A 12932-nucleotide genomic window follows, 5' to 3' on the forward strand; every position below is an offset into this window, starting at 1 on the left:
GGCATCGCGCTGCCCGGCGTCGGATGTCTCGCGTCACGTGAATCGTCGCAAGCAGGACTTTCGGCAAAAACAGGATCGCGTGTGAGTTCGCTCGCCCCCCCACACGCGGCATGCCGGATGCCTCGAGCCACGGACACCTGGCGCACGACCCGGCTGTCTCATAGGCGGCCATCATGCGTCCTCCAGCGCGACGCGCACCTTGTTTCCGAGCGTGCGCAACCGTTCGACCGGTTCGTTCGAGAACACGAAACGGACATACTGCTCGCCGTGTGCGACGCCCCATCCGGTCATCGCCGTCGCACATACGCAGCGGCGCAGCGACCGCTCCGACATCTGCGATCCGGTCAGGCCGAAGTCGGAGACACGCAGCAGCATCGACCAGCCGCCCGCCGGCATGCCGAACGGGAGCCCGGACAGTTCGGCGGCGATCGTGTCACGCCGCCTTTCGAGTTCGCTCACGTAGCCGGGCAGATCGGACGCGGAATGCTCGAGCGCGACTGCCGCAGCCTCCTGGGCAATGCCGACCGGCACCACGACATTGGCGAGCGACACGGCCACCAGATCGGGAATCAGCCATTCCGGCGCGACGATCCAGCCGACCCGCCAGCCAATCATGCGCAGCTCCTTCGACGCCGCGCCGACCGTCACCGTGCGCTCGGCCATGCCGGGCAGGCCGGCGGGATGGATGACCGTGCGTCCATCGAACAGCAGCCGCTCCATCGCACTGTCGAGGATCAGCAGCAGATCGTGCTGCACACACAGGCTCGCGATCAGTTGCCAGTCGGATGCATCGAATACCCCGCCCGAAGGCATCGACGGCGACATCAGCAGCATGGCCCGCGTTTTCGGGCCGATTGCCGCCCCCAGCGCGGCCTGGTCCAGCTTCCATTCGCCGCCCGGCGTGAAGGCGAACGGAACCTGCCGCGGCACGCCGCCCGCCAGGCGGACGCGGTTCAGCAGGCCCGCGTACGTCGGATCGGTGACGATCACTTCGTCGCCGGTCTCGACGGTGGCAAGCAGCGTGTTCAGAATGCCGGAGAGCCCGCCCGCCGACACCACCACCTGGTCGGCCGTGAAGCGCTGCCCCGAAAGCGCCGACACGTGGGCGGCAGCGCTCGCGCGCAGCCGATCCTGACCGACGAACGGCAAATAGGAGTTGGCCGAGTCTCGCTCGATGGCCTCCCGGGTGAAGGCGAGCGCCTCCGCAGTGGGCGGGATGTCGGTATCGAGATTTTCGAGCCGCAACAGGTCGACGTCGGCATGATCGGCGATCGAACCCATGCGATCGACGCCGATGCCGGCAATGTGCTGCAGACGCTCAGGACGGTGGTGGCGCATCGAGCCTCCGAGTTTGTTACAATTTAATAGATAATATATGCATGGTGGTCGGCATGAACTTTGAAGTCAAGGAAGATCGCTCGCTGGCCGATCGGATCGCTGCCGCGTTGGCGGACCGCATCATCTCGGGCGTCATCGCGCCGGGCGAGTGGCTGCGTCAGGACCACATCGCGGCCGAGTTCGGCGCGAGCCACGTGCCGGTACGCGAGGCGTTCCGGCGGCTGGAAGCGCAAGGGTTGGCCGTGGTGGAACCGCGAAGGGGCGTGCGGGCGGCGCCGCTCGAGCCGGCGGACGTGCTTGAATTGGCCAAGATGCGCGCTGCTTTCGAGGCGCTGGCGCTGCGCGAGGCGATGCCCGCTCTCGACGCCCGTGCGTTGGAGGAACTCGATGCGATCCTCGATCAGGAGTCGGCGGCGCGCGGTATCGCCGTGCTCGGCACGCTGAACCTCAGGTTTCATCGCGCATTGACCGCGCGGTGCGGGATGCCGCGGCTCATCGACGCAATCGGCGACATGCATCGCGCCAGTTCGCGGCATCTTTACGCGACGTGGCAGCAACTCGACTGGCAGGATCGCTCGAACGACGAGCATCGGGACATCGTTCAGACGATACGCGATGGCGATGTGGACGCGGCGTGCGCGGCGCTGTCCGCGCATATTCTGGCTGCGGGGGATGCGCTGGCTCAGGCGTTGGGTAGCCGGTAGATACGCGGGGGCAAGCTGGCGTCGTCAAGGGGTCGCAAAGGCCGGGTTTGGGAATGGCTGCATCCGACGAATGCCGAGGCTGCGCGATCGATGCTGCAACGCTATCCCGCAGGCGAGACGGCGGCCGAGCCAACGTGACTCTTGGCCTCCTGTCCGGCAGATGGCAGAGACGCGTTGCAGGCCCGTAACTGCGTCGGTGTTTCACAACTGAATCATTCGCGCCGATCTTCCCCCATTCCGTGTGCATCCGCTTGCAGGTGCGTTGCGCCGTCGACTGAGCGTCGACGCTTCACGGTTCAAGTCTGAAACATTTCCCCCCTCTCACGCCTTCCTTCATCGGTGTCGCAAGACGCTGTCCCCGCGCGTCAACCGTGTGCGACCGATGGTGCGCAATTTGCTTGTTCGCTGACCGTGCATGGGGGAACGCATGCGGGAAGAAGCAATGAGAGCGCGTCGAACATCGCGTCAGTTTCTTATACGGGGAACAAGAATCATGAATCGACGACACTGGAAACAGCAGCGGGGCGTTGCGGTTGTTGAATTCGCATTGGTGCTCCCTTTGCTGCTGTTGATCCTGTTCGGCATTATCGAATTCGGTCTCGTTATGTTCGACCAGGCCGTCATAACCAACGCGAGCCGCGAAGGTGCGCGAGCCGGGATCGTTCTGAAATCCCCCAAAGCTTCCACGACGGATATTCAGAATGTCGCGCTCAATTACTGCCAGACTCACTTGATCAGCCTGGGTAGCGCGTCAACGCCTACCGTCGCCGTTCCGTCGGGTCAGGGCGGGAGTTTCGGCACGCCGCTCACGGTGACGGTCACGTATAAATTCACCGGCCTGGCTCTAGGTTCGTGGATCGGGCCATTGACCAAGCTGTTGACCTTGACAGCGACCACCGTCATGAACAACGAGTGAGGAGCCGGCCATGGATCACACTCGTTTCCGAGGTGGGCGGTCATCGCGCGCACGCAGACATTCGAAGTATGCCGGTCTCGCTTCGAAGCGCCGTCGTGATCAGCGAGGCGCGGTAGCGATAACGGTCGCTGTCTTGCTGACGATACTGCTCGGTTTTGGTGCGCTGGCGATCGACGTCGGCTATCTTTTTGTCGTGCGCAACGAGCTTCAGAATGCCGCCGACGCTGCAGCGTTGGCCGGTGCGCCATGTATCTATCCGCGAGCGCAATGCGGCAACACGAAGTCGACGGCTCCCGATTGGGCCACGGCCCAGGCGCAGACGGTACAGAGCGTCTCGTTGAACAAGTCGTCAAATGTGACGCTGGTCGGATACGCGACCGATGTGACGTACGGCTATTGGGACGTGACGGGGAGCGTCAAGGGTCTTCAAACCACCATGCCCGCGTCGCCGGCCGTCGGCGAGCCGGCCGTGCAAGTCGTCGTCACGCGTTCGGGAACGAAAAACGGTGGCGGCGTTCCTTCCTTTCTGGCGAAGGTCTTAGGTTTTCAGTCGGTACCCGAGAGCGCGGTGGCTGTCGCGGTTATTTCGGACCCCGGCAATGTCGGCACCGGCGCGCTCTTCCCGGTTGCGATGACGAAATGCATGTACGACCAGTATTGGGATTCGACGAACGGAAAACCCAAGGTCGCAACCGCCACGACGCCGCCTGGCCCTGGTCAACCCAATCAGGTCGCCGGTCAGCCGTACACCTTTTACGTGACCTCGTCCTACCATGCCGGGCCTTGCGAGGCGAGTCAGTGGACGACGTTCGATACCACCGCCAATGATGTGCCGACGGTGCGGAACCTGATAGCCAGCGGCAATCCGAATCCGGCAGCGGTCGGATCGCCGAGCGGCGTTTGCTCGACCGCTGACAACACGTGCACGTATATCCAGCCCGGCACGAAGACGACACTGTATTCGTCCGTCAACGCGTGTAGTGCGGCCGGCACGAAGGCCTGTGAATATGTGCTGATCCCGATTGTTCAGGATCTCACGACGTCGTCCTACGAGCGGATTCTGGCATTTGCATGTGTGCACATTGACGGCGCGAGTGGCGGGAGTGCGAAATACATTCAGATGGAGATGAGCAACAATCCGGACAAATGCCAGGCGTCAGGGGCGGGTGGCATCGGGGCCAACTACGGCGCGTACTCGCCTGCGCGCCTGGTCGAATGAGCGAAAGGAGAGCACGGACATGTCGATCGGCCCGGGCACCGGTGAGCGGCCATTCGATCGGCAACGACAAACGATGATTGCCGCATACCCCATCCAGTGCCTGTATGCAGGGTATGCATGAAGCTTGACCGAGTGCCGCCGCCAGGCCCGCGCGGCGGCGGTTCAATCACCGAAACTGCCGGGCGCGCTTACGCCGCCTTGGCTGCCGCCTCTTTTGCGAGCAGACGCTGCGCCTGCGTGTCACCTTTTCCTGCTTCCTGCGCGGTTTGAACCGAGGTCTCCGTTGCTTCCGCCAACATCGCGCGCGCGGCGCTGCTGATGTTGACCGTATACGACGACGTGGACGTGCTGGTGCTTGATCCAGCGGCCGAAGAAGCGGTTGCGCTCGCGGCCGGAGCCGTCGACGCCGACCCCGAAGTCGATGCAACCGACGGACCCGGTGCCTGCGCAGTACTTTGACTGATTGCCTGGATGGACATCTGACTCTCCCGATAGAAAAGGTGTGTACTGCGTTCCTTTTATCGGCGTCGATTCATGAAACATGAGCAGTATATTTTTGCCGTTTGTAGCCGTTCTTAATCATCTGTTAAGAAATGGCGACAATCGGTCTCGTGCTGCGTCTCCAGGTCAAGGCCATCGGGTGAGCCGGTTGCTTTCGATTATTACGCATGCGGTGGCGGCGACCTGTCATGCGCCTGGCTAACTGTGCGTCACGCCACGAGCAGACAAACGGCAGCGTGTACCTTAGACTCTTGCCGCAATGACCATTGAGTGGCCGGTGGCTTCGTCAACGAGAGCATCAGGGAGATGCATCCGGTTCAGGGACGACATCGCCGTTGTCCATCTGATCAGCATCCGAGCGAGTCCCGAAAGGTTGGGCACCGTGTGGAAGCGTTGCTGCGGCAAAGCCGCTCGGCCGACGCGGTGAAGCCTGTGAACGATAGAAGTATCCAAGGATGCTGTATGGCGACGAAGCTGTCATTTGAAGTTCTCGAAGTTTTGGATGCAATTGACCGGACCGGTACATTCGCCGATGCGGCCGAGTTGTTGCATAGAGTTCCGTCCACGCTCACTTACCTCGTGCAAAAGCTGGAAAGCGACATGGATGTCGAGCTGTTCGATCGCAGCGGCAGACGGGCGAGACTCACGGAAGCGGGTCGTGCTGTTGTGGAAGATGGGCGTCGACTTTTAGACGCGGCTCGACGCCTGGAGGTCAAAGCAAAAGGTATTCGAGACAGTTGGGAATCGGAGCTTCGACTGTGCGTCGATGCAATCCTGCCGATCCAGTCCTTATGGCCGTATGTCCATGCCTTCTACGACCTGGAGATGAATACCCAGCTCAGTCTTTCCACCGAGGTGCTTGGGGGCGTGTGGGATGCCCTGGTTACGCGGCGTGCCGATCTCGCGATAGGGGCGTTCGGCGAGCCGCCGCATGCCGCCAATATTGCGGCCCGGCCAATCGGAACCCTCCGGCACGTTTTTGTCGTGGCACCGGACCATCCACTCGCCCGCATGCCCGAGCCGTTGGAGAGCGAAACGATCGCAAGATATCGGGGTGTCGTCATCAGTGACACTTCTCGCGAACTGCAACCGCAATCTGTGGCTACCCGTGACGGACAGCCTCTGATCATCGTGCCGACGCTCGCAGCTAAACTGCAAGCGCTGTGCGAAGGTATCGCGGTTGGGATGCTGCCCGATCTCGTAGCGAAAGAACCGATACACGAAGGCAGGCTGGTTGCGCGTCGCATTGTGGGTGTGCGCGAGTTCACGAATGGCTACCTCGCTTGGCGCGAGGACAAGGTAGGGAACGCTTTGAACTGGTGGATTGCGCAACTGGACAGCGCCGATCTGCTTGAACGGCTCCTGACGCCGCGTCAAGAGAGTAAAGGGCAGCCCGGGGCGCCCGCTTGCGCAGTCCGTTACCAAAGCGCGTAGTGACAGCCCATCAGTGCGACTGTCTGAGGACCTTCGCCGGTGCATGCAGTTGGACGTTCGAAGGTCAGCTTGGCTCTGAACCTTGCTCCAACGGCGGTAGTGGATCGATTGATCGCCATGTCCTCCACGAACAATCGACAACCTGGAACTATACTGGGCAACCTGGAGGCTTCAATGACCGATCACGACAGACTGCATCCACTCCGTCCGCTCCTGAAAAACTGGGTTTGGGAGCATGGCCGAATCGGGACTCGCTATCTCGACTGCGTAGATGGCGAAATCAGGTTTGACGAGGGCAAGAAGTCGCATTTCGCGGCCGAGAAATATATCTATGTGCCCCTTGGCAAGGGCGCTGAAGACGATGCATCTGCGGAGGGTCCTGCGATCCACGAGGCCGGACTTGCCCGGTTTTTGCGGGCCGCGCAGTTGGGTACGCCGGAGGAAGCCGGTTCCGTAGCGGATGTCCAGCGCGCAGTGCAGGACTGCGTGGAGATTGGCCTGTTCAGCGCATATCAATGGGAGGCTCGAAAGGCGTTTGCCCGATACGCGCAGGAACCCATGTTCGATGACGAGATACGCGCGGCGGTTGTCGACGACATCCGGCGAATTTACGCCGGCGTGCGGGAGCAACTGGCGCTGTACGATTTCAGTGTGCTTCACGGCTTGCCCATGCCGCTGCTTATCGGCGACACGCCTTTCATCGACTGGCGCGTGCGTGCCAGCCCGGCACTTCCGTTTGTATCGCTCCCGCTGGGACCTTACTGCCTGCTGGTAGGCGCGCCGTCAGGCAGGAAAAGCCGAATCGCCCCGGTCGTCTGGAAGGCCGCTGCCGCGATGGGCCCGTTGAAGGATCACAACCGCCAAATCGAGGAGCAGGCACGTCTTTGGCTGGTAGCGACTACGGATGACCAACTCGTCGCTGCGCAAAGCCGTATTGCTGCGGCCATCGGCTCCAGGCAGGGGAGTGAGAAACCCTGACCGAAGTTGACCTTGAGCAGATCGTCGGCGGTGGCTGAGTGATGAGCGGTAGTCGGTTGCCTCGTCGGGCGGTTATTGCCTGCAACTATCGTCGGATCACCGGGTTTTCCTGTTTTTCCGTACGTTGCAATGCGGTAATGTCGCCATGCGGCCAGGAGCAGCCGCTCAGTAGGTGAAGGAATACAACTTTTTTTGCGCTCAAGGGAGCCAACCAACGATGCATAAAATGGAAGCTTCTCATTTCTATCTTGGCCGGATAACTGACACCTCCCGATTTTCAAGCTTTCTCGCAGAACACTACGGCCAGGATGAAAGTCGACCAGTTTCCGAGTTCTACGGCTCCCAGGGTGAGTTCTTCTGTGACCATGATTTCATGGAAACAGGGCTGCGAGAGCCGGATACTTCACTGGAAGAGTTCTTTGCACCTCACTCGTACTCGGACAAATGGTCGGAAGCGCTATGTGAAGCGGCGCGCGCCGCAAATTTGGGAGATGCGAACGCGCTGATTTTCATAAATTGCGAACAGATAAAATCGCCACGGTCAGTGCAAGGCGAAGGGTTCGAACTGGTCTACATCGGAATGTTCGAGTATTCAATCTGAGCTTCTCGAACTTGGTTTCGCCAGATGCGACGCCTATTGCTGGGCGACCGCTTTCGGCTGTGGATTCAACCCGTCGATGCAACGAATTGATGAAAGCGCTCAGCCGGTGTATCAAAGTCTAGTGTTTTCCGCGGACGCTCATTGAGCCGCCTGGCAACAGCGTTGAGCTTGGCCTGGGAATAGGCCGAGAGGTCGAGCCCCTTCGGGAAATACTGTCTGAGGAGCCCATTTGTGTTCTCGTTCGAACCCCGTTGCCAAGGGCTCTGCGGATCACAAAAGTAGACCTTGATGTCGGTGGCCACGGTGAAGCGCGTGTGATCGGCCATCTCTTTGCCCCGGTCCCAGGTCAGTGATTTGTAGAGTTCCTGAGGAAGCTTGCCGGCGTGCCGAATCAACGCATTGATGACCGTTTCCGTATCCTTGCTGCCGACTTTCACTAGCATCACGAAGCCGCTCTGACGCTCGACGAGCGTGGCAATCTGACTGTTCGCGCTGCCGAACAGCAAATCGCCTTCCCAGTGGCCCGGTATCGCACGATCATCAACGGTCGCGGGGCGCTCACTAATCGGGACGGTGTCGCAGATTCTGCCGTGGTCGTCGGTCTTCATCGTGTGATGACGCGAACGACGCATAGCTCGCGAGCGCCGTAAATGCTCGAGCAATTCCTTTTTGAGTGCACCGCGAGCTTGTATATAGAGGCTGCGGTATATGGTTTCGTGCGACACCTGATAGTCCTTGTTGACCGCATACACGTGCTTAAGCCAACCGGCGATCTGCTCAGGTGACCACTGCAGCCCGAGCTTGCTTGCCACGACCTGGGCGAGCTCCCGGTTCCTGACGAGCTTGCAGACTTGGGGGCGACGGGCTCGCTCCCACGCAAGTTCGTCAGCATTGTTCGCCCGATAACCCTGCATACCGCCGTTCCGCTTGAGCTCGCGGCTAATGGTGGACGGAGCACGTGCGAGCCGAATCGCAATCGCGCGAATCGAATCACCAGCAACCACTGAGCGCGAGATCTCCTCCCGCTCGGGAAGGGTCAGTGCCAAGCTCGAACGGCGCCGTTGCTTTGGCTGTATGCCGCCCGTTTCGGCCAGAATCCCTTGTACCGAGGAATGGTTCCGATCAAACAGCTGGGCGATCTGCTGCAGCGATTCGCCCCTGCGCCAGCGCTCCCACATTAACGTCTTCTGGCTGTCTGTATAGTAGATCCGCCGTCTCTGTTTCATGGCAACACTCCTTGCTGCTATGCAGCCTCAAGTGTGTTGCATCGACGGGTTGAATCCGCAGCCACAAAGAGACATTCGACCCAGCTGCCAAAATCGTCGACAATCACCTTTCCGTACACCTGATTGCAACACCATCGGCAAATTTTAAAGGTGATTGAATGAGCAAGCTTCGCTGTCAATGCGGTTACTTGATTTGCGACAACACAAGTTCCTTGCCCTACAAAGCTTCGATGTTCAAGGACTTGCATTGTGAGTCGTTTTCGGACTGGCTTGTGAGTGAACTTCAAAGCTACGTAACAGCCCTTGAACAAGGAAACATTCATGAATGGCTGATAAGTCGCGACTATTCCGAAGAGTACATTGCCCTTCAACTAGATCATGGAAACGTGCTCCACGATCACCTTTATGGGAAGTTTCTCACGATCAATCGCACCGCATACGAGTGTTCTGCATGCGGGCGAATTCACGTTGAGACAGTCGAAGACAATCGATTCGTTTCATATTCGCCAGACTCAAAGAAATGCAATGGCGTCATGCGTGATCGGGTGCAAAGCAAGTCTAATGCGACGGGGACCGAGTAGTCGGGGTACAGGTGCTAACCCGTTACTCGTGACGGATAGCCGTAGATGTAGATCTTGAGCAATACCGCCGGGTGGTAAGAGGGCCGGCCCGTCCGCCGGCGTGGCGCTCTGGCATCCGAGCGAGATCAGTTCAAGTTCGTGTCTACAAGCGCGTCGATGATCCTGACTGGATTGTCCTCGGCGATGAAATCATCGAGACATTCTGGAAGCAACGTGACTTGCTTGCGGTCCTCGCCTTCGACAAATCGCCCCATCGTCGCCTCTCATCGGAATGGGTTGATTCAGTCTAGGTGATCGAATGCGTTTTTTACACAGCCTCGACCAGAAGCGGGCGATAGACGCGGCACCCTATATCGCCCACAATTAGAGACCAATAGTCTATTGAAACGGTGGTCTATGAGCGCTAGGAGTTCACGCTTCTTTCTCGCTGGTTGTATTGAGGAGCCAGTCTTCGTCTTGGATGGAATTGCTTCTGAATGGTTGTTTGTCTCCAAATTTTGGCAAAGAACAAACGCCTTGCTTGGAACAATGTTCGACCAGTTCGAGGAGGAAGCGGCCGAGTCCACTACACTTGGCAAGGTCGCATGCGAGTTGGAGCGCGAAATTTGTGGACTTGAGGAGCGGGAAGACGAGATTATTAGCTTCGTCTACAGATGGACGCCACGCGGAGAGGCCTATGTTCTAGAAATACCGCGAGAGGCTCTGATCTTGCAGTTGGCAGCAGCACGTGATTTCCTTTTCTTGGCTGCCGAGAACGGCGAGATTCTAGAATTGAGCCTTTAGGTAGATCAACAGTCAGATGGTTCGCATATGAAGAGAGACGCGCTATCGTGCCTTGTTACGACGTTAGCCACGTTTGTGGCGATATGCGTTTCTCCCGTTGGCAACGCGACCGAAACTATTAACGATATCGTGCGGGATGGGACAAAGCTGAAGTAAAGTCGACGACCATTAACGAAGGCTGCCGGCGCAGCCGCACTGAATGACCGCTTCGGAGTGAGGCGTATGACCGGTTCGGGTCGAAAACTGCCCCTCGCGCGTGACCGGGTTCGGCCAAGAAGCGACATTCGACACATCAGGTGAAATCGTCGACAATCGGCGACACTATGGGCGTAGGGTGCCAGTTACTGCGTGCAAATGGTTGAGTCGGGCTACATTGCAATGCGATTAGTTCGAGGTCGTTTCATTCCATGAACATTTTGGAAGCTGAATTGAAAATAATCCATTATCTATCGCTTTCACCAAGGGGTTGAGAGTTGGGTAAATTAATTTATTTACTGATGCTTCCTGCGCTCCTCGTTATCATCCCGTATGGAATGGTAAAAATTGGTAGAGACGCCGAAAAATGGCAGGCCGAGGTCAAGAAAATATTAGAAACAAAAAGTGTTCCTCAATCCATGGATTTTTTCTACTCAGAGGGAGTCGTTGCATTTGAATCGATGGCTCTACTGGCCATCACCGGAACGTTTCTGCTCATAAACACGGCGTGGCTTTGGGCTCCTGCGAAGCAGCCAAGTGATAATCTGGCTGTAACCGTGCTTGGCATCATGTTTCTTCCCGCAACGATTTTCTTTGGAAAGAAGGCTTGCGACGTCGTTCGAATTTGGTGGAATATCAACACGCCCGCAGTAACGCTTTCGAAAACCGGCTATCAACATGGAAAGTTACAACTCCCATGGAATTTCATTGAAAACGTAATTTCGACTGGCGGATACAGGAGGGCGCCATCGGTTGTGGTGACATTTAAAAACGCCAATGGAAAATCGAGCAAGGATGTAATTAATTTGTCGCTATTGAGAGACCGGCATTTAGAGGAGTACATCAATATCTACATGTCACCTTCTCAAGAGAGCTGATAACCCGTGACGGGTGACTTGGCCCCTGCTTTTGAGTGTCTGCTTCGGAGCGCGGCCGCTCGCCGCAATGGGTCGAAAACTGCCCCTCGCGCGTGACCGGGTTCGGCCAGAAGCGGACTATCGTCAATCTTCCGTCAAGGTCCGTTGGAAATGCATTTGCGGACGCACGCGTCGCGTCTGCGGCAGGGATTTCGCAGCGATTTCTCAAGGCTCATCGCAGAAAGCAGGTAGTTTGGTAACGTTCAGCCGTCGGCCGAGTCGCCCGGCTGCTCTGTAATATCAAAGAGAGACCAGTTCGGAACTTCACCGCGCATGATGATCTTTTTTGTCAGTTGGACGCACAACGACAGAGCTCGGTCAACGATCTGCGACACCGTGAAGTGTGAGCCCGCGATTGCGGCAGTAGCATTTTCGTCAATCCGCCCCGTGTGAACGAGTTTGCTTCGAATCGAGTAGGTCTTGTTGATGATGGTCGCATTGATAATACGTTCGTCACGCGAGCCGCCTACTAATCGAACCGTGCGGACTTTGACCTTGTGAGTCATCTCGTTGTTAGCTCCGTCCCCAACCAGAGCTTCGAGCGCGGTGGCTAACTCAACTGCGCGATCGCCGACGCTCCGACGGCGCTGCGCTTGACTAATTCGTTCAATCGCGACCCGTACAAGTTGACGTGTGCCAGCAGGTAACGCGAGATATGCCCTCACCATCTCCGGCGCTTCCTCCGGATCGATGTTTGAGTTATTTCCGAATTGCGTGGGCATAATCTCCATCAGCGAGTTCATGCTGCTAGGCCACACATTGAAATCAGAGTCGTCAAAAGTAAACCAAAGCATTGCAGGTAGGGAGACCCTTGGGCCGACTATGGTGAGAACGAGAGCGATTTCGCGTAGAAACTCGTGCGTCGACATGTAGTCATCGTGTTGCGGCGTCGCGGAACCATCGTAGGTAAGCGGTGCGACGTGTCGCTCTATCACAAGAGCAGATTCGGGAGCCGCGAAATCGAGTGCGGACGTGGGCATCCTTCCCCCAACACCGAACGCGTGGTCGATCACGACTTGCTTTTGCTCGCTTTCAGGAAGCCTTTCCACCGGAACAATCTTTACATCGTCCGTCAATTGAAGCTCACTCTCAACGGGAACTCCCCACAACGTCAAGATCAATCGGCCTGTTGCATCCGAAGTGGTTAGGACCTTTTGGAGCCACTGAATCGCCTTATCAGCTGACCCCAATTGAGCAGCACGGCGAACAAGGAGTTGGTCGACAAAGTTTGGATAAAACCCGGACCCGCCACCTAACCCGCTTCGCATCATTCTCACATTCTCACCGAGAAATCGGCTGTCTCGGACGATGGCATCCTTGATACCAGCTGTGAGCTCTTGAAGTTGAGTAACTGCGCCCCACCAAATGTTTCTATCCTCACTTCGCAGTGCGCCAAGGAACGGAATCTCGATATTCGGATAACGAGTCGAGTCTATCGTTTCAAGGACACTGTTGAGCAGACGTTCTAGCTCCGGCTCTTGGTCTTGAGGTTCACGTGTTGGGGTTGACATTCCGGCCTCGCGCGGGTGATTGACGACC

12 protein-coding genes and 1 pseudogene are annotated in these 12932 nt (G+C 57.9%); 8 read left to right on the forward strand and 5 right to left on the reverse strand.

The annotated features are described in order from the left end of the window. Positions 1 to 171 precede the first annotated feature (171 nt). A complete protein-coding gene (locus tag CFB47_RS33185) occupies positions 172 to 1338 on the reverse strand; it encodes a pyridoxal phosphate-dependent aminotransferase (RefSeq protein WP_089463735.1) in 1167 nt (388 codons plus the stop codon). Positions 1339 to 1391: 53 nt separating this feature from the next. On the opposite strand from CFB47_RS33185, the gene CFB47_RS33190 reads away from it, so the two are divergent. From CFB47_RS33190 to CFB47_RS33200, 3 genes are all read left to right on the forward strand, one after another. Next, the gene (locus CFB47_RS33190) at positions 1392 to 2042 is read left to right on the forward strand and encodes a GntR family transcriptional regulator (protein ID WP_256946812.1); all 651 of its coding nucleotides are present in this window, start codon (positions 1392 to 1394) and stop codon (positions 2040 to 2042) included. Between the two features lie 493 nt (positions 2043 to 2535). Next, complete coding sequence (locus tag CFB47_RS33195; RefSeq protein ID WP_089459905.1) at positions 2536 to 2958, forward strand: TadE/TadG family type IV pilus assembly protein; 423 nt, start codon at positions 2536 to 2538, stop codon at positions 2956 to 2958. 118 nt (positions 2959 to 3076) lie between these two features. Continuing rightward, complete coding sequence (locus tag CFB47_RS33200; RefSeq protein ID WP_256946849.1) at positions 3077 to 4177, forward strand: pilus assembly protein TadG-related protein; 1101 nt, start codon at positions 3077 to 3079, stop codon at positions 4175 to 4177. Positions 4178 to 4365: 188 nt separating this feature from the next. On the opposite strand, the gene CFB47_RS40855 is transcribed toward CFB47_RS33200, so the two are convergent. Further along, a complete protein-coding gene (locus CFB47_RS40855) occupies positions 4366 to 4656 on the reverse strand; it encodes a hypothetical protein (RefSeq protein ID WP_143330899.1) in 291 nt (96 codons plus the stop codon). A gap of 484 nt (positions 4657 to 5140) precedes the next feature. Here CFB47_RS40855 and CFB47_RS33205 point away from each other — a divergent pair, with 484 nt between their 5' ends. From CFB47_RS33205 to CFB47_RS33215, 3 genes are all read left to right on the forward strand, one after another. Further along, positions 5141 to 6112 (forward strand): LysR family transcriptional regulator, encoded by a 972-nt coding sequence (locus CFB47_RS33205; protein ID WP_089463738.1) that lies wholly within the window; start codon positions 5141 to 5143, stop codon positions 6110 to 6112. Positions 6113 to 6286: 174 nt separating this feature from the next. Continuing rightward, the gene (locus tag CFB47_RS33210; RefSeq protein WP_089443898.1) at positions 6287 to 7090 is read left to right on the forward strand and encodes a hypothetical protein; all 804 of its coding nucleotides are present in this window, start codon (positions 6287 to 6289) and stop codon (positions 7088 to 7090) included. A gap of 226 nt (positions 7091 to 7316) precedes the next feature. Further along, positions 7317 to 7691 carry an immunity 22 family protein gene (locus CFB47_RS33215; RefSeq protein WP_179259033.1) on the forward strand — a complete coding sequence of 125 codons (375 nt, stop codon included), beginning with the start codon at positions 7317 to 7319 and terminating at the stop codon, positions 7689 to 7691. A gap of 65 nt (positions 7692 to 7756) precedes the next feature. On the opposite strand, the gene CFB47_RS33220 is transcribed toward CFB47_RS33215, so the two are convergent. Both CFB47_RS33220 and CFB47_RS41910 read right to left on the reverse strand, forming a co-directional pair. Further along, positions 7757 to 8917 (reverse strand): IS30 family transposase, encoded by a 1161-nt coding sequence (locus CFB47_RS33220; RefSeq protein WP_089463740.1) that lies wholly within the window; start codon positions 8915 to 8917, stop codon positions 7757 to 7759. A 604-nt stretch (positions 8918 to 9521) separates the two neighbouring features. After that, positions 9522 to 9752: pseudogene (locus CFB47_RS41910) on the reverse strand (transposase); the annotation flags it as partial. A gap of 202 nt (positions 9753 to 9954) precedes the next feature. On the opposite strand from CFB47_RS41910, the gene CFB47_RS33230 reads away from it, so the two are divergent. Next, the gene (locus CFB47_RS33230; protein WP_143330901.1) at positions 9955 to 10281 is read left to right on the forward strand and encodes a hypothetical protein; all 327 of its coding nucleotides are present in this window, start codon (positions 9955 to 9957) and stop codon (positions 10279 to 10281) included. 473 nt (positions 10282 to 10754) lie between these two features. Next, positions 10755 to 11354 (forward strand): hypothetical protein, encoded by a 600-nt coding sequence (locus tag CFB47_RS40860; protein WP_143330902.1) that lies wholly within the window; start codon positions 10755 to 10757, stop codon positions 11352 to 11354. 242 nt (positions 11355 to 11596) lie between these two features. Here CFB47_RS40860 and CFB47_RS33235 read toward each other — a convergent pair whose 3' ends face one another. Then, the gene (locus tag CFB47_RS33235; protein ID WP_143330903.1) at positions 11597 to 12904 is read right to left on the reverse strand and encodes a HEPN domain-containing protein; all 1308 of its coding nucleotides are present in this window, start codon (positions 12902 to 12904) and stop codon (positions 11597 to 11599) included. Positions 12905 to 12932 lie beyond the last annotated feature (28 nt).

This window comes from Burkholderia sp. AU27893 (assembly GCF_002223205.1).
Lineage (GTDB): Bacteria > Pseudomonadota > Gammaproteobacteria > Burkholderiales > Burkholderiaceae > Burkholderia.